General features: G+C 73.3%; 21 protein-coding genes and 1 pseudogene. 13 read left to right on the forward strand and 9 right to left on the reverse strand.

The features are described 5' to 3' along the window. Nucleotides 1-7: 7 nt before the first annotated feature. The gene (locus tag ACIPLC_RS34045) at nt 8-2,494 is read right to left on the reverse strand and encodes a Tex family protein (protein ID WP_400476909.1); all 2,487 of its coding nucleotides are present in this window, start codon (nt 2,492-2,494) and stop codon (nt 8-10) included. A 167-nt stretch (nt 2,495-2,661) separates the two neighbouring features. Between ACIPLC_RS34045 and ACIPLC_RS34050 the strand changes: the two genes are divergently transcribed. The 7 genes from ACIPLC_RS34050 (at nt 2,662) to ACIPLC_RS34080 (ending at nt 6,959) form a co-directional block, all read left to right on the forward strand. Then, nucleotides 2,662-3,099 (forward strand): PPOX class F420-dependent oxidoreductase, encoded by a 438-nt coding sequence (locus ACIPLC_RS34050; protein ID WP_400476910.1) that lies wholly within the window; start codon nt 2,662-2,664, stop codon nt 3,097-3,099. Between the two features lie 64 nt (nt 3,100-3,163). After that, nucleotides 3,164-4,063: an aminoglycoside phosphotransferase family protein gene (locus tag ACIPLC_RS34055; protein ID WP_400476911.1), complete on the forward strand. Its 900-nt coding sequence runs from the start codon at nt 3,164-3,166 to the stop codon at nt 4,061-4,063. A gap of 132 nt (nt 4,064-4,195) precedes the next feature. Continuing rightward, nucleotides 4,196-4,696: a DUF6232 family protein gene (locus tag ACIPLC_RS34060; RefSeq protein WP_400476912.1), complete on the forward strand. Its 501-nt coding sequence runs from the start codon at nt 4,196-4,198 to the stop codon at nt 4,694-4,696. Further along, a complete protein-coding gene (locus ACIPLC_RS34065; protein WP_363619038.1) occupies nt 4,693-5,016 on the forward strand; it encodes a hypothetical protein in 324 nt (107 codons plus the stop codon). The genes ACIPLC_RS34060 and ACIPLC_RS34065 overlap by 4 nt, the downstream gene beginning before the upstream one ends. Nucleotides 5,017-5,130: 114 nt before the next feature. Next, entirely contained in the window at nt 5,131-5,766 is a 636-nt protein-coding gene (locus ACIPLC_RS34070) for a TetR family transcriptional regulator (protein WP_400476913.1), read from the forward strand. A gap of 50 nt (nt 5,767-5,816) precedes the next feature. After that, a complete protein-coding gene (locus ACIPLC_RS34075; protein WP_400476914.1) occupies nt 5,817-6,551 on the forward strand; it encodes a tyrosine-protein phosphatase in 735 nt (244 codons plus the stop codon). 147 nt (nt 6,552-6,698) lie between these two features. Beyond that, a complete protein-coding gene (locus ACIPLC_RS34080) occupies nt 6,699-6,959 on the forward strand; it encodes a hypothetical protein (protein WP_400476915.1) in 261 nt (86 codons plus the stop codon). 73 nt (nt 6,960-7,032) lie between these two features. Here ACIPLC_RS34080 and ACIPLC_RS34085 read toward each other — a convergent pair whose 3' ends face one another. Then, the gene (locus ACIPLC_RS34085; RefSeq protein ID WP_400476916.1) at nt 7,033-7,959 is read right to left on the reverse strand and encodes a pentapeptide repeat-containing protein; all 927 of its coding nucleotides are present in this window, start codon (nt 7,957-7,959) and stop codon (nt 7,033-7,035) included. A gap of 169 nt (nt 7,960-8,128) precedes the next feature. Here ACIPLC_RS34085 and ACIPLC_RS34090 point away from each other — a divergent pair, with 169 nt between their 5' ends. Next, entirely contained in the window at nt 8,129-8,824 is a 696-nt protein-coding gene (locus ACIPLC_RS34090) for a GNAT family N-acetyltransferase (RefSeq protein WP_400476917.1), read from the forward strand. On the opposite strand, the gene ACIPLC_RS34095 is transcribed toward ACIPLC_RS34090, so the two are convergent. Together ACIPLC_RS34095 and ACIPLC_RS34100 are read right to left on the reverse strand one after the other, a co-directional pair. After that, a complete protein-coding gene (locus ACIPLC_RS34095; protein ID WP_400476918.1) occupies nt 8,755-9,609 on the reverse strand; it encodes an SGNH/GDSL hydrolase family protein in 855 nt (284 codons plus the stop codon). The two genes, ACIPLC_RS34090 and ACIPLC_RS34095, sit on opposite strands and share 70 nt — an antisense overlap. A 140-nt stretch (nt 9,610-9,749) precedes the next feature. Beyond that, nucleotides 9,750-10,103: pseudogene (locus ACIPLC_RS34100) on the reverse strand (winged helix-turn-helix transcriptional regulator); the annotation flags it as partial. A 97-nt stretch (nt 10,104-10,200) separates the two neighbouring features. On the opposite strand from ACIPLC_RS34100, the gene ACIPLC_RS34105 reads away from it, so the two are divergent. Together ACIPLC_RS34105 and ACIPLC_RS34110 are read left to right on the forward strand one after the other, a co-directional pair. Further along, nucleotides 10,201-11,415, forward strand: coding sequence for a pyridoxal phosphate-dependent aminotransferase (locus ACIPLC_RS34105; protein WP_400476919.1), 1,215 nt, complete (start codon nt 10,201-10,203; stop codon nt 11,413-11,415). 18 nt (nt 11,416-11,433) lie between these two features. Next, nucleotides 11,434-11,766 carry a YnfA family protein gene (locus ACIPLC_RS34110; RefSeq protein ID WP_400476920.1) on the forward strand — a complete coding sequence of 111 codons (333 nt, stop codon included), beginning with the start codon at nt 11,434-11,436 and terminating at the stop codon, nt 11,764-11,766. 99 nt (nt 11,767-11,865) lie between these two features. On the opposite strand, the gene ACIPLC_RS34115 is transcribed toward ACIPLC_RS34110, so the two are convergent. The 3 genes from ACIPLC_RS34115 to ACIPLC_RS34125 all read right to left on the reverse strand — a co-directional run bounded on the left by ACIPLC_RS34115 (nt 11,866) and on the right by ACIPLC_RS34125 (nt 14,538). After that, nucleotides 11,866-13,533 (reverse strand): purple acid phosphatase family protein, encoded by a 1,668-nt coding sequence (locus ACIPLC_RS34115; RefSeq protein ID WP_400476921.1) that lies wholly within the window; start codon nt 13,531-13,533, stop codon nt 11,866-11,868. Nucleotides 13,534-13,727: 194 nt separating this feature from the next. Further along, nucleotides 13,728-13,982: a hypothetical protein gene (locus tag ACIPLC_RS34120; RefSeq protein ID WP_400476922.1), complete on the reverse strand. Its 255-nt coding sequence runs from the start codon at nt 13,980-13,982 to the stop codon at nt 13,728-13,730. A gap of 151 nt (nt 13,983-14,133) precedes the next feature. Beyond that, nucleotides 14,134-14,538: a (2Fe-2S) ferredoxin domain-containing protein gene (locus tag ACIPLC_RS34125; RefSeq protein WP_400476923.1), complete on the reverse strand. Its 405-nt coding sequence runs from the start codon at nt 14,536-14,538 to the stop codon at nt 14,134-14,136. A gap of 113 nt (nt 14,539-14,651) precedes the next feature. On the opposite strand from ACIPLC_RS34125, the gene ACIPLC_RS34130 reads away from it, so the two are divergent. Continuing rightward, the gene (locus tag ACIPLC_RS34130; RefSeq protein ID WP_400476924.1) at nt 14,652-15,002 is read left to right on the forward strand and encodes an ArsR/SmtB family transcription factor; all 351 of its coding nucleotides are present in this window, start codon (nt 14,652-14,654) and stop codon (nt 15,000-15,002) included. 52 nt (nt 15,003-15,054) lie between these two features. Here the strand turns inward: ACIPLC_RS34130 and ACIPLC_RS34135 are convergent, their stop codons facing one another. Beyond that, nucleotides 15,055-16,710, reverse strand: coding sequence for an FAD-binding dehydrogenase (locus tag ACIPLC_RS34135; RefSeq protein ID WP_400476925.1), 1,656 nt, complete (start codon nt 16,708-16,710; stop codon nt 15,055-15,057). Between the two features lie 311 nt (nt 16,711-17,021). Here ACIPLC_RS34135 and ACIPLC_RS34140 point away from each other — a divergent pair, with 311 nt between their 5' ends. Next, entirely contained in the window at nt 17,022-17,960 is a 939-nt protein-coding gene (locus ACIPLC_RS34140) for an SGNH/GDSL hydrolase family protein (RefSeq protein ID WP_400476926.1), read from the forward strand. Nucleotides 17,961-18,020: 60 nt separating this feature from the next. On the opposite strand, the gene ACIPLC_RS34145 is transcribed toward ACIPLC_RS34140, so the two are convergent. Then, nucleotides 18,021-19,142 (reverse strand): HoxN/HupN/NixA family nickel/cobalt transporter, encoded by a 1,122-nt coding sequence (locus tag ACIPLC_RS34145; protein WP_400476927.1) that lies wholly within the window; start codon nt 19,140-19,142, stop codon nt 18,021-18,023. Nucleotides 19,143-19,421: 279 nt separating this feature from the next. On the opposite strand from ACIPLC_RS34145, the gene ACIPLC_RS34150 reads away from it, so the two are divergent. Beyond that, nucleotides 19,422-21,266 carry a CocE/NonD family hydrolase gene (locus ACIPLC_RS34150; RefSeq protein WP_400476928.1) on the forward strand — a complete coding sequence of 615 codons (1,845 nt, stop codon included), beginning with the start codon at nt 19,422-19,424 and terminating at the stop codon, nt 21,264-21,266. Nucleotides 21,267-21,528 lie beyond the last annotated feature (262 nt).

Consider the following 21,528-nt stretch of genomic DNA (forward strand, 5'->3'; position numbering starts at 1 on the left):
CAGCCGCTCAGCGCCGTCCGGAGCGCCGGTCCCCCGAACCGCCGTCGCCGCCGGTCAGGCCGGCCCGGCGCAGCGCGTCCGCCATCGCGCTGTTCGCCAGCGACGCGCCGCCGCCGGAACCGCCGGAGCCGCCGGAACCGGAACCCTGGCCGCGCCGGTCCTGGCCGCCGCCCCGGCGCTCCTGGCGCGGCGGGCGCGCCTGCCGCTCGCCGCCGCGCTCGCCGCCCCGGCCGCGGTCGCCACCGCGCTCGCCCCGGTCACCCCGGTCGCCGCCCCGGTCGCGGCCGACCTCGTCGTCCAGCCGCAGGGTCAGCCCGATGCGCTTGCGCGGCACGTCCACCGAGACGACCCGGACCTTCACGATGTCGCCCGGCTTGACCACCTCGCGCGGGTCCTTGACGAAGTTCCTCGACAGCGCCGAGACGTGCACCAGCCCGTCCTGGTGGACGCCCACGTCGACGAAGGCGCCGAACGCGGCCACATTGGTGACCACGCCCTCCAGCACCATCCCGACCTCCAGGTCGCCGATCTTGTCGACGCCCTCCTTGAAGGTCGCGGTGCGGAACGCCGGGCGCGGGTCGCGGCCCGGCTTGTCCAGCTCGCCGAGGATGTCGGTGACGGTCGGGACGCCGAAGACGTCATCGGCGAAGTCGGCCGGGCGCAGGGCGCGCAGCCGTTCGCCGTTGCCGATCAGCCCGCGCAGCTCCCCGCCGGTGGACGCCAGGATCCGGCGCACCACCGGGTACGCCTCGGGGTGCACGCTGGAGGCGTCCAGCGGGTCGTCGCCGTCGGGGATGCGCAGGAAGCCCGCGCACTGCTCGAAGGCCTTCGGGCCCAGCCGGGAGACGTCCTTGAGCTGCCGGCGGGTGCGGAACGGGCCGTTGGCGTCGCGGTGGGCCACGATGTTGTCGGCGAGCGTGCCGGTGATGCCGGAGACCCGGGTCAGCAGCGGCGCCGAGGCGGTGTTGACGTCCACGCCGACGGCGTTGACGCAGTCCTCGACCACCGCGTCCAGCGAGCGGGAGAGCTTCACCTCGCTCAGGTCGTGCTGGTACTGGCCGACCCCGATCGACTTCGGGTCGATCTTGACCAGTTCGGCCAGCGGGTCCTGGAGGCGGCGGGCGATCGAGACCGCGCCGCGGATCGACACGTCCAGCTCCGGCAGCTCCTGCGAGGCGAAGGCGGAGGCCGAGTAGACCGAGGCGCCCGCCTCGCTGACCATCGCCTTGGTGAGCTTCAGCTCGGGGTGGCGCTTGAGCAGGTCCTCGGCGAGCTTGTCCGTCTCCCGGGAGGCGGTGCCGTTGCCGATCGCCACCAGGTCGACGTCGTGCTTCTTCGCCAGCGCGGCCAGCGAGGCGAGCGCGGCGTCCCACTTGTTGGCGGGCTGGTGCGGGTAGATCGTGTCGTACGCGAGGACCTTGCCGGTGGCGTCCACCACCGCGACCTTCACCCCGGTCCGGAAGCCCGGGTCCAGGCCCATGGTGGCTCGGGTGCCGGCCGGCGCGGCCAGCAGCAGGTCGCGCAGGTTGGCGGCGAACACCCGCACCGCCTCGTCCTCGGCCTCGGCCCGCAGCCGCGACCGCAGGTCGATGCCGAGCCGGACCAGGACCCGGGTGCGCCAGGCCCAACGGACGGTGTCACCGAGCCACTTGTCGGCCGGGCGGCCGTGGTCGGCGATGCCGAAGCGGGCGGCGATCCGCCGCTCGTAGTCGTTCTCGCCGGGCAGATCGCCCTCCTCGCCGTCGTACGGCGAGAGGTCGAGGTCCAGCACCTCCTCCTTCTCGCCGCGCAGCATCGCCAGGATGCGGTGCGAGGGGAGCTTGGTGTAGGGCTCGGCGAAGTCGAAGTAGTCGGCGAACTTGGCGCCGTCCTGTTCCTTGCCGTCGCGCACGGTGGCCACCAGCCGGCCCCTGGTCCACATCCGCTCGCGCAGCGAACCGACCAGGTCGGCGTCCTCGCCGAAGCGCTCCACCAGGATCGCCCGGGCGCCCTCCAGCGCGGCGGCCGGCTCGGCGACGGACTCGTTCAGGAACCCGGCGGCCAGAGCCGCCGGGTCCTGGGAGGGGTCGGCCAGCAGCGTCTCGGCGAGCGGCGCCAGGCCGGCCTCGCGGGCGATCTGCGCCTTGGTGCGCCGCTTCGGCTTGAACGGCAGGTAGATGTCCTCCAGCCGGGCCTTGGAATCGGCGGCCAGCACCTGTGCGCGCAGCGCGTCGTCCAGCTTGCCCTGGGCCTCGATCGACTCCAGGACGGCCGCCCGGCGCTCCTCCAACTCGCGCAGGTAGCGCAGCCGCTCCTCCAGGGTGCGCAGCTGGGCGTCGTCCAGGGAGCCGGTGACCTCCTTGCGGTAACGGGCCACGAAGGGCACCGTCGCGCCGCCGTCGAGCAGCTCGACCGCGGACTTCACCTGCCCCTCGCGGACGCCCAGCTCCTCGGCGATCTTGCGCTCGATCGCCTGCTGGGCCTGCCGGGCCACCTGTTCGACTGGCGTGGTCACGAAGCCGGTCACCTTCTCCTTCAGTGCTTTCGCCGTACGCCCTGCATTCTGGCAGGTGCCGGGGGCAGCTCCCGGCCGCGCCCGGGGCGGCCGGGCGTGGCGGCCCCCGCCCGCGGCCCCAACCGGACTCAAGCGGTGCCCCGTTACCCCTTCCTACGCTGACGCGCATGGACACCTCCCCCGAACTGGACGCCTCCCGCACCCGGGACGCCGGCCCTTCTCCGGACGCCGCCGCCCGGCTCGGCGAACTCGCCGCCGCCAAGTACCTGTTGTTCACCACCCACCGCAGGAACGGCACCCCCGTGCCGACCCCGGTCTGGGTCGCGCGCGACGGCGACGCACTGGTCTTCACCACCGTCACCCGCACCGGCAAGGTCAAGCGGCTGCGCAACCGCTCCGACGTGCTGGTCGGGCCGAGCGACATCCGCGGCACCCTGCTCGGCGAGCAGGTCCCGGCCACCGCCGTCCTCGACCCCGAGCGCGCGCCCGCCTACCGGAAGCTGCTGCGCCGCAAGTACGGGCTGCTGTGCGCGATCGCGCTGACCGCGAACGTGCTGCGCTTCGGCAAGGGCGGGACGATCGGCGTGCGGGTCACGCTGGGCTGAGGCCGGCCGTACGCATTCCGGGAATCCGCTGAAGGGCGCCGATCCGCGCTGTACGCTGCCGGGCATGTGCGCTGCCACCCGGATGCACCCCGACGAACTGGTCATCGACGCGGCCCTGGTGCGGCGGTTGATCTCCGCCCAGTTCCCGGACTGGGTCGGCCTCCCGGTCACACCGGTCGCCTCCACCGGGACGGACAACGCGATGTTCCGCCTCGGGCCCGAACTCGCCGTCCGGCTCCCCCGGGTGGAATGGGCGGCGGGGGACGTCCGCCGCGAGAAGCAGTGGCTGCCCGCACTGGCCCCCCGGCTGCCCCGGCCGATACCCACCCCGGTCGCGGTCGGCCGGCCCGCCGCCGGCTACCCCTGGGAGTGGTCGGTGCTGCGCTGGTTCGACGGCGCCAACCCGGTCGCCGGCGCCCTCGCCGCCCCCGGCGCCCTCGCCCGCGACCTGGCCGCCTTCGTCAACGCCCTGCGCGCCGTCGACCCGGCCGGCGGCCCGGCCGCGCACCGCAGCGTCCCGCTCGCCTCCCGCGACGGCGCCACCCGCGCGGCCATCGCCCAGCTCGCCGGAGCGCTCGACACCGGGGCCGCAACCGCCCTGTGGGACAAGGCCCTTCGCCTCCCCGAGTACGCCGGCCCGCCCGCCTGGATGCACGGCGACCTCACCCCCGGGAACCTCCTGCTCGACCGGTCCGGCCGACTCGGCGCCGTCCTCGACTTCGGCCTGATGGGCGTCGGCGACCCCACCGCCGACCTGATCGTCGCCTGGAACCTGCTGCCCGCCTCCACCCGCCCCGCCTTCCGCGCCGCCCTCGGCGCCGATGACGCCATGTGGGCCCGCGGCCGCGCCTGGGCCTTCTCCATCGCGCTGGTGACGATCCCCTACTACCGCCACACCAATCCGGGCCTCACCGCCAACGCCCGCCACGTCGTCCGCGAGGTGCTCGCCGACCGCAGCACCTGACCGGGCCCTGCTGCTGACCGGGCACCGCCGCCTGACCAGCGGGGCGGCACTCCCGCCGCCGCCGTCGGCGGCCGTTGCTATGGTTCTCCCCGCCACTACGGGTAGGGGGACGACTTGGCACGCAGAAGCAGTGTGATCGACGTCAGAGTCAGCCGACGGGTGCTGTGGGTGGGGGGCGACGCGTACCCGCTCCACAACATCGCCCGGGCCCGGCAGTTCCAACTGCTGCCGCCCAAGCGCGTGCGGGTGGTCATCCGGTTCGTCCGGCAGGTGATCGGCCTGCTGGTGGCCACCGCCGTCCTCGGCTCGCTGCTCGGGAACGGCGCGCACCAGGACACGACCAAGAACGTGATCGGCGTGGCGGCGCTCGTACTCTTCGTGGCCAGCCTCTACCGGCTGGTCACGCGGCTGCGGATGCGCACGGTCTACCAGCTGATCATCGAGACCTCCAGCTCCTCGAACACGGCGGTGGTCAGCCACGACGCCCAGCAGGTCGGCAACCTGATCCAGCTGATCATGGAAGCCATCGACAACCCGCTGGCCGAATTCGCGCTCCAGGTGGAGAACGTCCACATCGGCGACCAGATCAACCAGTACGGCGACCACAACACCGGAAAGAAGGTCAGCCTGTGAGCGGCGGCATCCACTTCGGGGACTCGGTCACCCAGCACGGCGACCACAACATCGGCATCATCAAGCACCAGGGCCCGGCCGACCCCCAGGCCGCGATGCGCGAACTCATCGCCGCCGTACGCCAGTTGCGCGAGCAGGTGCCGGCCGAGGACCGCGAGGTGCTGGACGAGTCGCTGGCGGACCTCGGCGGCGGGCAGGCCACCCCGCCCGCCACCCTGCGCCGCGCCCTGCGCAACATCTCCGGCGTCGCCGCCCTCGCCGCCGCTGGCGCCCCGGTGGTGGAGTCGATCCGCCGCATCCTGGACTCGCTGAGCTCCTGAGCTCCTGAGCTCCCGAGCAGCAGATGACGGGCAGCAGGCGACACCTCACCGGGAGAAAATGTCATACCGGGTCAGAAATCTGCCCGGGTCAATACCTGCTGCTAGCCTGACGCCATGAGCGGACTACGGGAACGGAAGAAGGAGCGGACGCGGCGGGCGATCTCCGAAGCCGCGATCGCGCTCTTCCTGGAGCACGGCTTCGACCCGGTCTCGGTGGCGGACGTCGCGGCCGCCGCCGAGGTGTCGAAGCCGACGCTGTTCAGCTACTTCCCCACCAAGGAGGACCTGGTCGTCCACCGCTTCGCCGACCACCAGGAGCAGGCCGCCGGCGTGGTCCGCGGCCGGGCGGCCGGCGAACCGGTGCTCGCCGCCCTGCACCGGGACTTCCTGGACGGGCTCGCCCGGCGCGACCCCATCACCGGGCTCAACGACGACCCCCGGGTCCTGGCGTTCAGCGATCTGGTGTACTCCACGCCGAGCCTGAGGGCCCGGGGCGCCGAATACCTCGCCCGCGCCGAGCAGTCCCTCGCCCTGGCCCTGCGCGAGGCCCCCGACCTGGCCCCGCCCCGGTGCCTCACCGCCCCCCTCCTCGCCGCCCAGGTCACCGCCACCCAGCGGGTCCTCGCCGAACACAACTGGCACCGGATCCGGGACGACGGCCAGACCGCCGACGAACTCCACTTCGAGGCCGCCACCAACGCCGACCGCGCCTTCGAACTCCTCGCCGCCGGGCACGAGGGCCCGGGCTGACCACGGAGGCCCCACCGGGCACAGCGGCACCGCTGGCTAGAGTGCCGCGCATGACAATGCGTCACATCGCCTTCGAACGGCTGCACAACTTCCGCGACCTGGGCGGCCACCCCGCCGCCGACGGGCGGTCCGTCCGCCGGGGCCTGCTCTACCGCTCCGACTCGCTCGGCAAGCTCACCGCACCCGCCGACCTCGACCGGCTCCAGGCCCTCGGCGTACGCACCGTGATCGACCTCCGCTACCCCTGGGAGATCGCCGCCAAGGGCCGGGTGCCCGACTACGACGGGCTGGTCTACCACAACCTCTCGATCGAGCACCGCCCGTACGACCAGGCCGAGATCGACCCGGACGTCGACCCCTGGCGGTACCTCGCCGACCGCTTCGCCGAGGTCGCCGAGGACGGGGTGGAGGAGATCCGCGCGGCCCTGGAGGTGATCGCCGCCGCCGAGGAGCCGCTGGCCTTCCACTGCGCCTCCGGCAAGGACCGCACCGGGCTCATCGCCGCCCTCGTCCTCACCCTGCTCGGGGTATCCGAGGACGACATCGCCGCCGACTTCGCCCTCACCGAGCTGGCCACCCCGCGCCTCGTCGCCGAATGGCACGCCGCCCACCCCGGCCGCACCCTCCGCTGGCCCGGCTACGGACGCGCGCCCGAGACGGTCATCCGCCTCGCCCTCGCCGACCTCGCCGCCCGCCACGGCTCGGTCGAGGACTACGCCACCGGCGCCCTCGGCCTCTCCCCCGCCCGGATAGCCGCCCTCCGCTCCCGCCTACTCACGGCCTGACGCCATCCGGCGACCCGTCAACGGCCGGGAAGGGTGAGGGAGTTCACTCGAACACGAATTGACCTAAACATGTCATGCCGCATTGCCCCCGCCTCTCCGCGCTGCCAGCATCGGGCCACTGCCCAGACGAACCAACGGGAGAAAACCATGAGGATGCGTTCCGTTCTGCCCGTCGCCCTGCTGGCCGCGGCCGGCCTGTTCGCCGGCGTCAACACCGCTTCGGCGGCGGGGTACCCCGGCTACCAGTGCTTCAAGACCGCCGACCGCGTCGAGTACTGCAGCGACGCCAAGGTCAAGAACCACACCGCGGGCTCCAACTGGATCAAGACCTGCCCGGCCGACGTCGTGGCACACATGGGCAAGCCGTACATCGCGGCGAGCCGCCCCTCGGCCGCGCACAGCTGTTAGCACCGGGCACCGAAACACCGAGCCCGCCCGGCAGACACCTGCCGGGCGGGCTCGACCGCTGTCGTGACCGGCCTCAGCGGCGGCGCGGCCCGCCCGGGCGGCCGCCGTTGCGCGGCTTGCGGGGGGCCCGCGTGCCGGTGGCGGCCGCCGTGGCGGGGGCCGTGGCGGGCCAGTGGGCGGGGCGGGCGAGGGCGGCGGGCAGGCGGGTGGTGGCATCGCCGCGGGCCGCGTTCAGCTGGGCCTGGGTGAGGAAGAGGGCCTCGGTGAGGTCGGCTCCGGAGAGGTCCGCGTCCCGCAGGTCGGCGCCGACGAGGTCGGCGAGGCGCAGGTCCGCACCGCCGAGGTCGGCGGCGACGAGCAGGGCGCCGCGCAGGTTGGCCCCGCGCAGGTCGGCGCCGCGCAGGCGGGCACCGAAGAGGTCGGCGCCACGGTGTTCGCGACGGCGCGGGACGGCGGCGCGGACGAGTTCGCTGGCGCGCAGCAGCAGGTCGCTGACGCGCTGCCGGTGGGCGGGGACGTCGACGGCGAGGATCTCCTCGGGGGTGCCGCCGGCGAGCCGGTCGGTCTCCTCCAGGGCCTGCCGCAGGTCGGCGTGGACCGGGCGGGCGGGGGCGTAGCCGAGCGCCTCGGTGAGGTACCAGAGCAGTTCGTGGAGCTGCCGCACCACCGGGAAGACGTCGTACATGGGCTTGCCGTCGGCCGGCGCCTCGCGCCAGCTGCGGCCGCCGAAGGTGACCTGGGAGACGCGCTGCCCGGCGCCGAAGCAGTCGTAGACGGTGCAGCCCGGGAAGCCCCGGTCGCGGAGCCGTTCGTGGATGCCGCAGCTGAAGTCGGTCTGCAGGTTGCGGCACGGGCTGCCGGCGGCCTTGTCGATCGCGAAGTCGGTGCTGGCGGCGAAGGGCAGGGCGACGCAGCAGAGGCCGAAGCAGCTGCCGCAGTCGGAGCGCAGTTCGGTCGGCTGAGCCGCCGTGGGGTGCTGCGGCGGCTCGGTCTCGCGCACGTCGCGTGGTCCTTCCGGCGTGGGCACCGGCCGGTCCGGTGCGTCGAACCGCCAAGCGTACTGTGCGCTGGCCACGGCCACCCCACCACCGGTAAGGTGTCTATCTGCGGTGCACCTATTACACAGCGCACCTATGACGCAGTGCACCCATGACGCATCGGGGGTAGGAGTGCAGGAGCCGACCATCAACGAACTCGTCCGGATGTGGATCGCCGGCTGGAGCGTCTCGCGCGGCGCGGCCGAAGCGGTGGACGAGCCCTGGGGCTGGACGATCGACGTCGGCGTGGTCGGCCACGTCGCCCGGCACGTGCTGCCGGAACCGACCGAGGCCGACGTCCGCAAGATCGTCGAGGCCACCACCGCGCCGGGCACCTGGCTGAAGCTGTTCACCGAGGACGCCGTCGTCCGGCCCTGGCTGGGCCCGCAGTGGCGGTTCGACCAGCCGGGGTACCTGATGACCGCCCCGCTGGCCGCCGAACGGCCCGAGGTGCCGGCCGGCTACACCGTCACCACCTGGAGCCGGGGCGGGATCGTCCGGGCCCTGGTCCGCACCGAGGCCGGACACCTCGCCGCGCGCGGCCAGGCGGGTCTGGCCGGCACCGTGGCCGTCCCGGACCAGATCCTGACCGCGCCCGAGCACCAGCGCCGGGGCCTGGGCGCCCTGGTGATGCGGACCCTGCAGAACGCCGGGCGCGAGGCGGGCGCCGACACCGCCGTCCTGGTCGGCACCCCGGACGGCCGGGCGCTCTACACCTCGCTCGGCTGGACCACCCGCTCCCCGATGGCGAGCCTGGTCTACGAACCCGAAGCCGAGACCGGAGCCGAGGCTGAAGCCGAAGCCGAGACCGGGCCCGAGGCCGGGTAGGGCAGCAGCTCGGCCCGCTTCGGCAGTCGGCCGTCGCCGGAGGAACGCCCGGTGAGCCGGCGGCCGATCCACGGCCCCAGGTGGCCGCCCAGCCAGCGGGCGTCGGCGCGCAGCCGCTCGGCCCGGCCGGTCGGGGCGGCGGGCGGCAGCGGGGCCCGCCAGTCGAAGGCGGCGGGGCGGCCGAGCGCCTCCAGCACCCCTTCGGCGACCCGGCGGTGACCCTCGGGCGACAGGTGCAGGCGGTCCTCGCCCCAGAGCCGGCGGTCGTCGAAGCAGGGGGCGGAGAACAGGTCGACGACGGCGACGCCCTCGTCCTGGCCGAGCTCGTGCACGAAGGCCTTCATCCGCAGGACGGCCGGGAGCAGCCGGGCGCTGCCCGCCATCCTGCGGGTCGGGTCGGTGCTGGTGAACAGCACGACGGTGGCGCCGGTGGCGCGCAGCCCGTCGGCGCAGCGGCCGAGCAGCCGCTCGACCCGGGCGAGGTCGCAGCCGGGGCGCAGCACGTCGTTGAGGCCGCCGGCGAGGGTCACGAGGTCGGCGCCCATCGCGGTGGCGGTGGCGAGCTGCTCGTCGTGGATCTGGCCGATGAGCTTGCCGCGGACGGCGAGGTTGGCGTACCGGAACCCTTCGCCGTCTCCGGTCCCGCCGCCCCGGACCTCTGCGGCGAGCGCGTCGGCGACCCGGTCGGCCCAGCCCCGGTAGTGGCCGTCGGGCAGCAGGTCGTCGCACATGCCCTCGGTGAAGGAGTCCCCGACGGCGACGTAACTGCGGTAGGTGGTGGGCACGGGCGGTCTCCGCTCTCCTCCGATGACTCCGTGGCCCGACGATGCTACGCGCGGCCGGTCCGGGCGCCGGCATCGGACCCCGGCACCGGCACCGGCACCTAACCCGCGACGGGCGCCCCGTCGTCCGCCGTGCGGGGGGTGAACCAGTGCTCGCGGACGGCGTCGGTGGGCCGCTGCTCGCCGAGGGCGGGCAGGCCCCACTCCCCCAGTGCCTCGATCACCGGGCGCAGTTCGCGGCCTCGTTCGGTGAGCTCGTAGACGGTGGCGTTGGCGGGCCGTTCGAGTCGGCGGCGCAGGGCCAGGCCGTCGCCCTCCAGCTGCTTGAGCCGGGCGGCGAGGATGTCGGTGGAGACGCCGGGCAGGTCGGCGTGCAGGTCGGTGTAGCGGCGCGGGCCGCCGAGGAGTTCACGGACGATCAGGAGGCTCCAGCGCTCCCCCACCGCGTCCAGGGCGCGGGCGACGGCGCAGTACTGGTCGTAGCTTCGGCGTGACATGTGGATCAGCATAGCCAAAAGGTTGGACTTTCCAAGTGCCAACTTGGTAGAACAAAGCATCAGCAACGATGCGGGTGGTGACGGTCGGGAGGCCGCAGTGGAGTTTCGGCAGTCCAGCAAGCTGAATGACGTGTGCTACGAGATCCGCGGCCCGGTGGTCGACCAGGCCAACGCCCTGGAGGAGGCCGGGCACAGCGTGCTGCGGCTGAACACCGGCAACCCGGCCGCGTTCGGCTTCGAGGCGCCCGAGGAGATCGTCCAGGACATCATCCGCAACCTGCCCAAGGCGCACGGCTACAGCGACTCGCGCGGCATCCTGCCCGCCCGCCGCGCGGTGGTGCAGTACTACCAGCAACGCGGCGTGACCGGGGTCGGCGTCAACGACGTCTACCTCGGCAACGGCGTCTCCGAACTGATCCAGATGGCCGTCACCGCGCTCGTCGACGACGGCGACGAGGTGCTCGTCCCGATGCCGGACTACCCGCTGTGGACGGCCGTGGTCCGGCTGGCCGGCGGCAAGGCCGTGCACTACCTGTGCGACGAGCAGGCCGACTGGTACCCGGACCTCGACGACATCGCCGCCAAGATCACCGCCCGCACCAAGGCCATCGTCGTCATCAACCCCAACAACCCCACCGGCGCGGTCTACCCGAAGGAACTGCTGGAGGGCATCCTCGACCTCGCCCGCCGCCACCAGCTGATGGTCCTGGCCGACGAGATCTACGACAAGATCCTCTACGACGACACCGAGCACCACTGCCTCGCCGCCCTCGCCGACGACGTCCTCACCCTCACCTTCAACGGCCTCTCCAAGGCCTACCGGGTGGCCGGCTTCCGCAGCGGCTGGCTGGTCGTCTCCGGGCCCAAGCAGCACGCCACCGACTACCTGGAGGGCCTGACCATGCTCTCCGGCATGCGGCTGTGCCCCAACGTGCCCGCCCAGTTCGCCGTCCAGGCCGCGCTCGGCGGCCACCAGTCCATCAACGACCTGGTGCTGCCCGGCGGCCGGCTCACCGAACAGCGCGATGTCGCCTTCAAGGCCCTCAACGAGATTCCCGGCGTCAGCTGCGTCAAGCCCAAGGGCGCCCTGTACGCCTTCGCCCGGCTCGACCCGGCGGTGCACCGGATCGTCGACGACGAGCGGTTCGTGCTGGACCTGCTGCTCCGCGAGAAGATCCACGTCGTCCAGGGCACCGGCTTCAACTGGCCCCGCCCGGACCACTTCCGCTTCGTCACCCTGCCCCGCGCCGACGACCTGGAGACGGCCATCAACCGCATCGGGCGCTTCCTCGCGACGTACCGCCAGTCCTGACGCCTAGGCTTGCCGGTCATGACCGTCCTGCGTTCCGTCGCCCTGTTCGTCGTCGCCGCCCTCGCCGAGATCGGCGGCTGCTGGCTGATCTGGCAGAGCGTGCGCGAGCAGCGGCCGTGGTGGCTGGCCGGGGTTGGGGTGGTGGTGCTCGGCGGGTACGGCTTCGTCGCGGCGCTCCAGCCGGACAGTCACTTCGGCCGGGTGCTGGCCGCGTACGGCGGGGTGTTCGTCGCCGGGTCGCTGCTCTGGGGCGTGGTCGTGGACGGCTTCCGGCCGACCCGCTACGACGTGGTGGGCGCGCTGGTCTGCCTGGCCGGGGTCGCGGTGATCATGTACGGGCCCCGGCGCTGAGCGCACTGGGCCCTCCACGCACGGGGTTCTCCACGCACGGGGCCCCGGCGTCGAGGTGCGGACTCCTCAACGCCGGGGCCCGGCAAGCCGGTTCGGGGGCTACCAGCCCCAGCCGCCGCCCTGACCGTCGTCGTCGCGGTCGGAGTCCCAGCCCTCGCCGACCTTGCGCAGGATCGTGTAGTTGTCGATCTGCGTGCCGTCCTCGGCCAGCGCGGTCACCTTCATGGACGACTTCTGGCCCAGGTGGGCCGGGGTGACGTCGACCTTGATGAAGGAGTAGCCGGTGTAGCGCACCCGCGACCACTGGATGGTCTCGGGCACCTTCGTCTTGCCCTTGCCCCAGTAGTAGGTCTTCACCTCGTCCTGGTGGTTCTCGTGCCCCTCGTAGGTGTCCGGCACGTCGAACTTGTACAGGCTGCGGCCGGCCGCGCCCGCGGTCACGTAGACGACGCCGTCCTTCGCCGGCTCGATGGTGGCGCCGCTCGGCACCTGCTTCGAGACCTTGTTGCCGAGGATCGCGTCGGTGCGCTCGTAGATGTGGTTGTGGCCGTTGATGACCAGGTCGACCCGGAACTTCTCGAACAGCGGCACCCAGGCCTCGCGGACACCGCCCTCGGAGGCGTGCGCGACGGTGGTGGAGAAGGCGCAGTGGTGGAAGAAGACCACGACGAAGTCGATGGTCTCGTCGTTGCGCAGGTCCTTGAGGGTGCGCTCCAGCCACTTGGTCTGCTTGTTCGCCGAGATGCCCAGGTTCGCCGGGATCTCGTAGGAGACGTCGTTGGCGTCGAGGGAGATGACGCCGACGTTCTTGTAGCGGAAGGTGTAGACGCCGGGGACCTTGCGCGGGTCCGGGCCGTTGTCCGGGAGGAAGAAGCGGGTGTTCTCGCCGCCGTACCCGTTGGGCGAGTACCAGGCCTCGATGTCGTGGTTGCCGTACGCGACCATCCACGGGATCTCGGCGGCGACCGTCTCGGTCTGCACCAGGAAGTCGTCCCAGGTCTTCGCGTTGAAGACGGACTTGTCGGGGTCCGTGCCGGAACCGGCCGGGTCGGCGTAGCAGATGTCGCCGGCGTGCAGGTGGAAGGACGGCTTCTGGGCCTTGATGACGTGGTCGTTGCCGGCCGCGTGCGAGCTGACGCCCTGGTCGCCGAAGGCGGTGAAGGTGAACGGCTCGTAGACCTTGCCCCAGCGGTGGTCGCGGGAGGGCGCGGTGCGGAAGGTGTGCAGGGTGGAGATCTGCTGCTGCGAGGCCGGGTCGAAGCCCTCGTGGCCGACACCGTAGTAGTAGGTGGTGTCGGGGTGCAGGTCCTCCAGCGCCACGTGCAGGTAGTACTGGTCCACCGGCTGGCTGTTCGGGGTCAGCGCCGGGGTGTGCAGGGCGCGGACCTCGGCCTGGAGCTTGTGGCTGAGCTCCCACGGGGTCCTGCCGTAGCGCAGGAACGGCTTCTTGACCGGCGCCGGGACCTGCCAGGAGACGCGGAACTGGGTGTCCGGCTCGGGGCCGAACTGGAGGTGGCGCCCGATCGGCGCGACCAGCGAACCGTCGACGCCGGCCGTCGCGGCACCGGTCAGCAGCTGCGGGCTCGTCGGCGCCGCGAAGGCCGTTCCACCGCCCAGCGCACCGCCGACGGCGACGGCACCGACGGTCACGGCGCCGGCGCGCAGCATCCGGCGGCGGGAGAAGCGGGCCCGCAGGTACTCGTGCTGCTCGGCCGTGCTCATGCGGTCGACGAGCTTGGCCGGTACGCCCATGTGAGGGATATCCATGCGCGGGACTCTTCCAGCGGCGCGTTGACCGCACACGGACGCGGGGTGAACGGGCCGCAGCGCGCCGCCCATTCGAACGCCAATGTTCGACCATGATCAGGTAAAGAACGCGCTCGCACCGGGCCAACCCCGGATCATGGCCCCGGCCCGCGGCACGGCCTGAGCCCCCGTCGGCACCGCCGCGGACGGGGCGCTCAGCCGGAGGGCTCGTCCCAGGTGGTGGGGGCCCGGTTGCCGGTGCCGTCGCAGGTGCGGCAGATCTCGTCCCGGTAGGCGTGCTTGGCGCCGGTCGCGTCCACCCGGTAGCGGACGTACACCCCGGTGCCGTCGCAGAGGAAGCAGTTGCCGCCCCCGCCGCCCACCTCGGTGGTGCCGGTGCCCTGGCAGGTCCGGCAGCTGAGGCCGGCGGTCCGGCCGGTGCCCGCGCAGATGCGGCAGACCGTCGTCATCGTCGTCCTCCCTGGGCGGAACCGCTGGCAGCCACCGGTCATGGTAGTGGGACCGCCGAGGGCGGCGTCCAGCGGATCCTCCTCGGCCGCCGGACCGGCCAACCCCTCGGACTCCCAACCGCGATGAGGACGGATCAGCTCCACCGCGCCGCTACTCCGCCAGGCCTTCGCGGACCCGGCGGGACACCGAGATCAGCTGGAGGTCGAGCAGTCCGGGCGGATCGGCCAGCCCGGGACCGCCCGCGTGCACCCAGGCGGCTATCTCGTCGATCATGTCGTCCGCCAGCACGAAGCCCAGCCAGACCGGACGGCCGCCCGCGGCCCGCCCCTCCCCGGAGGGGCCGACCACCACCACGTTGGACTGGGTGCACACGTCCAGGCACGTGACCGCGCGGACCCGGCCCGCCGCCCCCACCGCCGCCCGCAGCCGCTCGTACTGCCCGGCGTGGTCCACCCCCGGGTGCTTGGCCTCGGTGCCGCAGCAGCAGCCCCGGCAGACGGTGACGGTCACCGGGGAGGCGGACGCCTGCTTGCGGTCCCGGTCTCGGCGGCTCATCGGCTCTGGAACTCCTCCTGGTCACGGGGCGCGCTCTGCACGCGCAGCCTACCGGGCGCCCCCGACCTCACCGCCGGGTGCCGGGGTTCGGCGGCGGTCCGTAGGATGCCCCCATGGGACACGCGACCACCGAGAAAGCCGTACCGCGGATGCGCCTGGACGCCTCCAACGCGGCCAAGGTCGCGACCACCCTCCAGGCGCTGGCCACCCCCTCCCGGCTGCTGATCCTCGCCGAACTGCGCGAGGGGCCGCGCGCCGCCACCGAACTCGCCGACGCCGTGGGCATGGAGCAGTCCGCCTGCTCCCACCAGCTGCGGCTACTGCGCAACCTCGGCCTGGTCGTCGGCGAGCGCCGCGGCCGTTCGGTGGTCTACTCCCTGCACGACGACCACGTCGCCGCCCTCCTCGACCAGGCCGTCTACCACGTCGAGTACCTGCGCCTGGGCCTCACCGACGAGCGCTGAGCCCGCGCCGGGCCCACGCCGTCGCCACCCACGCCGTCGCCACCGTCTCCGCCTACGCCGTCGCCTCCGCCGCCGCGCGCCCGGCAGTACGGCCGGAGAAGAGGCAGCCGCCGAGGAAGGTGCCCTCCAGGGAGCGGTAGCCGTGGACGCCGCCGCCGCCGAAGCCGGCGGCCTCGCCGGCGGCGTAGACGCCCGGGAGGGGTTCGCCGTCGGGGCGCAGGACGCGCGCGGAGAGGTCGGTCTCCAGGCCGCCGAGGGACTTGCGGGTGAGGATGTTGAGCCGGACGGCGATCAGCGGGGCGGCACCGGGGTCGAGGATGCGGTGCGGCCGGGCCACCCGGATCAGCTTGTCGCCGAGGTAGCGGCGGGCACCGTGGACGGCGGTGACCTGGAGGTCCTTGGCGAAGGGGTTGGCGAACTGCCGGTCGCGGGCCTCGACGGTGCGGCGCAGTTCGGCGGGGTCGATCAGCGCCTCGCGGGTCCTGGCGTTCATGCCGCGGGCGAGGTCCGCGAGGGTGCTCGCGACGACGAAGTCGGGCCCGTGCCGCAGGTGGCCCCGGACCGGCCCGGGGGCGCCGGGCAGGGCGCGGCCGAGGACGCCGCGCACGGACTTCCCGGTCAGGTCCGGGTTCTGCTCGGAGCCGGAGAGGGTGAACTCCTTCTCGATGATGCGCTGGTTGAGCACGAACCAGGTGTGCCCGTACCCGGTGGACATGATGTGGTCGAGCGTGCCGAGGGTGTCGAAGCCGGGGAAGAGCGGGACGGGCAGCCGGTTGCCGCGCGCGTCCAGCCAGAGCGAGGACGGGCCGGGCAGGATGCGGATGCCGTGCCGGGCCCAGATCGGGTCCCAGTTCTCGATGCCCTCGGTGTAGTGCCACATCCGGTCGCCGTTGATGAGGCTGGCCCCGGCGTCGCCGGCGATGCCGAGCATCAGCCCGTCGACGTGGGCGGGGACGCCGGAGAGCAGTTTGGCGGGCGGGGTGCCGAGCCGGGCGGGCCAGGCCTTGCGGACGAGGTCGTGGTTGCCGCCGATGCCGCCGGAGGTCACGATCACGGCCTGGGCGCGCAGTTCGAACCGTCCGGCCGCCTCCCGCGAGCTGGCCTCGCCGCGGGCCGCCGCGCTGGGCACCAGCACCTCGCCGGTGACGGTGTCGGTGACGCCCGCGGTGGCGGCCAGGCCGGTGACCCGGTGCCGGAAGCGCAGGTCGACCAGCCCCCGGGCGGCGGCGGAGCGGACCCGGCGGACGAAGGGCTCCAGCAGTCCGGGCCCGGTACCCCAGGTGATGTGGAAGCGGGGCACCGAGTTGCCCGGGCCGTCGGCGAGGAGGCCGCCGCGCTCGGCCCAGCCGACGACGGGGAAGAACCGGACGCCCAGGCCGTGCAGCCAGGAGCGCTTCTCGCCGGCCGCGAAGTCGACGTAGGCCTCGGCCCAGCGGCGCGGCCAGGCGTCCTCGGGCCGGTCGAAACCGGCGGTGCCGAGCCAGTCCTGCCGGGCCAGGGCGTGCGAGTCGCGGATCCGCATCCGGCGCTGCTCGGGCGAGTCGACCAGGAAGAGGCCGCCGAAGGACCAGTGCGCCTGGCCGCCGAGCGAGGTCGCGGGCTCCTGGTCGAGCAGGATCACCTTCCGTCCGGCGTCGGCGAGTTCGGCGGTGGCGGCGAGTCCGGCGAGTCCTGCTCCGATGACGATGACGTCGGCGTCCAGGGCCATGCGCAGTCCTCCGTCGCGGCGGGCTGGACGGCGCGCGGGGGGTGGGCGCCGTCGCTGTGCGCCCGATACTGCGGCCTGTGGTGACGTCCGGTCAACCGGCCGGTAACAACCGACTGCGGCAATTCCGCTCCACACCGTTTCGGAAATGCCTTCGATACCCGGTGGAGCGAAATGCGAAATGCGATCTGACGGAATTTCGGAAATTTCCGTGCACGGCATGGACGTCCACGAAACCAACAAGTAACTTACCTGCGAGTAGCCGTGGCCCGGCCCGACCCCCACCCGTCGTTTCTCTCCCCCCAGGAGGAACCGTGCTCCGCCCTGCCCGGAAACCCCGACGCCTGCGCAGCTCCACCGCACTCGCCTCCGTCGCCCTGGGCGCCGCCCTCGCGCTCACCTCCACCAACGCCCAGGCCGCCGCCCCGGCGCCGAAGCACCTCGTGGCGCTCGGCGACTCCTACGCCGCCGGCGCGGGCGTGCCCGGCCAGTCGGCCGGCCTGTGCCTGCGGTCCGACCGCAACTACGGCCACCTGGCCGCCGCCGCCCTGAAGGCCGGCGCGTACACCGACGTCACCTGCGCCGCCGCCAAGGTCAAGGCCATGACGCAGCCGCAGTACGACGCCTTCCTCCGGGTCAACGACCCGCAGCTGGACGCGGTGACCCCCGACACCGACCTGGTCACCCTCGGCATCGGCGGCAACGACCTCGCGGCCAGCGACCTCGGCCTCGGCGAACTCGTCGCCACCTGCATCGCCGGCGCGGTCGTCAACCCGCTCGGCACGCCCTGCAAGGACGTCTACCACCACGGCTACTGGGACTGGAGCAGCTGGTCCTGGCAGTACGGCAACGACGACCTGGCGGAGCGGATCAGCACCGGCATCGCGCCGCAGGTCGCCGACACGCTGCGGCGCATCCGCGCCAAGGCGCCGCGGGCCCGGGTGCTGCTGGTCGGCTACCCGTCCGTCCTGCCCGCCGACGGCCGCTCGTGCGTCCTGCGCCAGCCCGTGACCCCGGGCGACGTCGAGTACATGCACGGCGTGCTCGACAAGCTGAACGCCGCACTCAAGGCCACCGCGGCCGCCGGCGGCGCGACGTACGTCGACACCGCCACGCCCACCGCCGGGCACGACGTGTGCTCCGACGACCGCTGGATCGAGGGCGCGCTGCCCGGCTCGCCCGCCGTGCCGTTCCACCCGAACGCCACCGGCGAGAAGGTGATGGCGGACGCGGTGCTCGCCGCGCTGCGGTAGGCCCCGGAACGCCGAGGGGGCGGCGACCGGACTCCGGTCACCGCCCCCTCCGCCCCGTCGCTACTCCGACTTGGCGGCCGCGGCGGCCAGGCCGGCCGACCACTTCTCCTCGACCTTGCCGAACTTCCAGTAGGCGATCGCCGCGACCCAGGTCAGCACGAACAGGCCGACGATCGCGTAGCCGACGAAGTTGAGGTCCAGCCCGCCGATCCAGGCGATCGGGCCGCTGGTGATGTCCAGCTTCTCGCCGAGCAGGCCGATCAGCTCGACCAGGCCGATCACCAGCGCGACCAGCACCGACAGGCCGGTGACGGTCAGGTTGTAGTAGATCTTGCGGACCGGCTTGGAGAAGGCCCACTCGTAGGCGAAGTTCATGAACGAGCCGTCGATGGTGTCCAGCAGGCTCATCCCGGCCGCGAACAGGATCGGCAGCGTGAGCAGCGCGTACCAGGGCAGCGAGAACGCCGCCGCGCCGCCGGCCAGCACCAGCAGCGACACCTCGGTGGCGGTGTCGAAGCCGAGGCCGAACAGCAGGCCCACCGGGTACATGTGCCAGGGCTTGGTGACGGTCCTGGTCACCCGGCCGAGGATCCGGTTCATCAGCCCGCGACGCTCCAACTGGCGCTCCAGCTCGGCCTCGTCGTACTCGCCCACGCGCATCCGGCGGAACACCTTGAGGATGCCGTTGAAGGCGCCCAGGTTGATCAGGCCGAGGAGCAGCAGGAACGTCCCCGACACGGCGGTGCCGATCAGACCGGTGGCCTGGTGCAGGGTCGAGTCGTCGGACTCCACCTGCCCGGCCAGCGAGCGGATGCCGAAGGCGAGCAGCGCGCACAGGCCGAAGACGATCGAGGAGTGCCCGAGCGAGAACCAGAAGCCGACCGACAGGGGCCGCTTGCCCTGGCCCATCAGCTTGCGGGTGGTGTTGTCGATCGCCGCGATGTGGTCCGCGTCGAAGGCGTGCCGCATCCCGAGGGTGTAGGCGGTCAGGCCCATGCCCGCGCCGAACACCTGGCCGCCGACGTCGTAGTGCTCGGGCGCGACCAGCGCGAGCAGGGTGAACCAGCCGACCACGTGCAGCACGAGGATGAAGCCGCCCATCCCGGCCAGGCGCATCCACTCCTCCCGGGTGAGCCGGTCACGCCATCTGACGGGCGGGGCACCTGCGGCGGGGCTGGACATCCTGTGGTCCTTTCGGGTGGTCCGGGCGAAGCTGGGCCATCTTTCCCCCGCCGGGGAAGTAGTTGCAAGTCATGCGCAAATACCGGTCCGCGGCGGACTGGGGCACTCGGGCGCGGGTGAGGGGCGCGCGACGGCGAGTGCACGCCTTCCGACGGGGGCTTCGTCAGGAAATCGGATGATTCCTCCCCTAGGGTCGAGATGTCGACGCCCGCGGCGCGCTCCCCGTACGCGCCACGGGCCCGCCGGCGCTCACCGGCCCGGGATCCGATGGGAGCGGCCATGCCGTCCTACCCCTTCCGCACCACCCGCGAGGACGTCCGCATCCCGCTGCCCGACGGCACCCGGCTGGCCGCCCGGCTGTGGCGCCCGGTCAGCGAGGAACCCGTCCCCGCCCTGCTGGAGTACTCCGCCGGCCGGCTCACCGATCTCACCGCCGCCGAGGACGCCCGCCGCCACCCCTGGTACGCCGGCCACGGCTACGGCTCGGTCCGGGTCGACACCCGCGGCCACGGCAACTCCGACGGCCTGCCCGGCGAACCCGGCGGCGACCGGGAACTCGACGACGGCGCCGCCGTCCTCGACTGGCTCGCCCGCCGCCCCTGGTGCAGCGGCCGGGTCGGCCTGCTCGGCGTCGGCGCCGCCGGCACCACCGCCCTGCTGCTCGCCGCCCGCGCCCCCGACACCGTCGGCGCCGTGGTCACCGTCTGCCCCGAGGGCGGCCACCGCCTCGGCGGCGCCCTGCTCGCCGCCGACCTGCACACCCGGCTCACCGCCCTGGTCGCCGGCGCCGCCCTCCCGCCCGACCCCCGGCACGTCGGCGACGCCTGGCGCACCGGCTGGCTGGCCCGCCTGGAGTCCCTGGACCCGCCCGTCGAAGCCTGGCTCGCCGCCGGCGAGACCACCGTCCCCGTGCCCGCCCCCACCTTCGCCGTGGCCGGCTGGGGCGACCCGTCCTGCTCCTTCGTGCTGCGCCTGCTCGCCACCTCCCCCACCGCCCGCGCCCTGCTCGGCCCCTGGCCGCACGGCCTGCCCGAGGACACCCTGCCCGAGACCCTGCGCTGGTGGGACCACTGGCTGCGCGACCTCGACACCGGCGCCCTTCAGGAACCCGCCCTGCGCAGCTGGATCGACACCCGCTGGACCAGCGAGGAGTCCTGGCCCTCCCCCGACGTCCGGGAGATCCACTACGGCCTCGACGGCCCGCTGCGCACCGCCGGCACCGCCTCCGACGACCGCCACGTCCGCGTCCGCTCCCCGCAGCACACCGGCCTCAACGCCGGCGCCTACGTCCCGCTCGGGCGCCCCGCCGACCAGCCGCCCGACCAGCGCGAGGAGGACGGCCGCTCGGTCTGCTTCGACTCCCAGCCGCTGCCCGAACCCGTCGAAGTGCTCGGCGCCCCGACCGTACGGCTGCGCCTGCGCGAGGGCGGCCCGCCCGCCCAGATCACCGCCCGGCTCTGCGCCGTCGGCCCGGACGGCACCTCCACGCTGCTCACCCGGGGCGTCCTGGTCGCCACCGGCCCCGACGCGGACGTCGAACTCGCCGCCTGCGCCGGCACCGTCCCGGCCGGGCACCGGCTGCGGCTCGCCCTCTCCTCGGTCTACTGGCCGTGGGTGTGGCCCACCCCGGACGGCGCCGGCTACGCGCTCGACCCGTCCCGCTCCGCCCTCACCCTGCCCGCCCGCCACCTCGCCGCCGACATCGGCGCCGCCCCCGTCGCCTTCGCGGCCCCCGCCCTGCCCGAGCCGCTGGACATCCACCTCACCGAGCCGCTCACCGCCCGGCCCGAGCACGTCACCGTGCACGACATCGGCCGCCGGGAATGGCGCGCCGAACTCTCCCCCGCCACCGACGGCACCCGCACCCACCCCGACGGCCTGGTCCGCGACGAGCACACCGTCACGGCCTACCGGGTGCTCACCGACGCCCCGCTCAGCGCCCAGGCCCGCACCGACCACACCGTGCGCCTCGAACGCCCCGACATCGGCTGGGACGTCACCGTCCAGACCCGCGCCCAACTGCGCTGCGACGCCGGGCACTTCCTCAGCATCGTGCAGTTGCGGGCGCTGGAGGCCGGCTCGGTGGTGTTCGCCCGGGAGTGGCAGCACCGCGTGCCGCGCTGAATTCCACCGGACGCTTCCCGAGCAATGCCTACGCCTTTGCTTTTCCCTTCCCGTACTACTTCCCGTACCACTTCCCGCACGGCTTCCCGTACTGCTCCACAAATGGCGACATGAGGCCCCTCGGCCCGATCGGCGGCACGGGCCGGGAATCCACCGCCGAGCACTACTAGTGCTTGGTCAGGTCCGTGTGGGTATGCGGATGTCGCGATGGCAGGTGGGGCAGGCGCCGGCCCAGGTGGCGAGGAGTAACTGCAGCTCCCGG

The organism is Kitasatospora sp. NPDC086801 (genome assembly GCF_044745805.1).
Taxonomy (GTDB): domain Bacteria; phylum Actinomycetota; class Actinomycetes; order Streptomycetales; family Streptomycetaceae; genus Kitasatospora.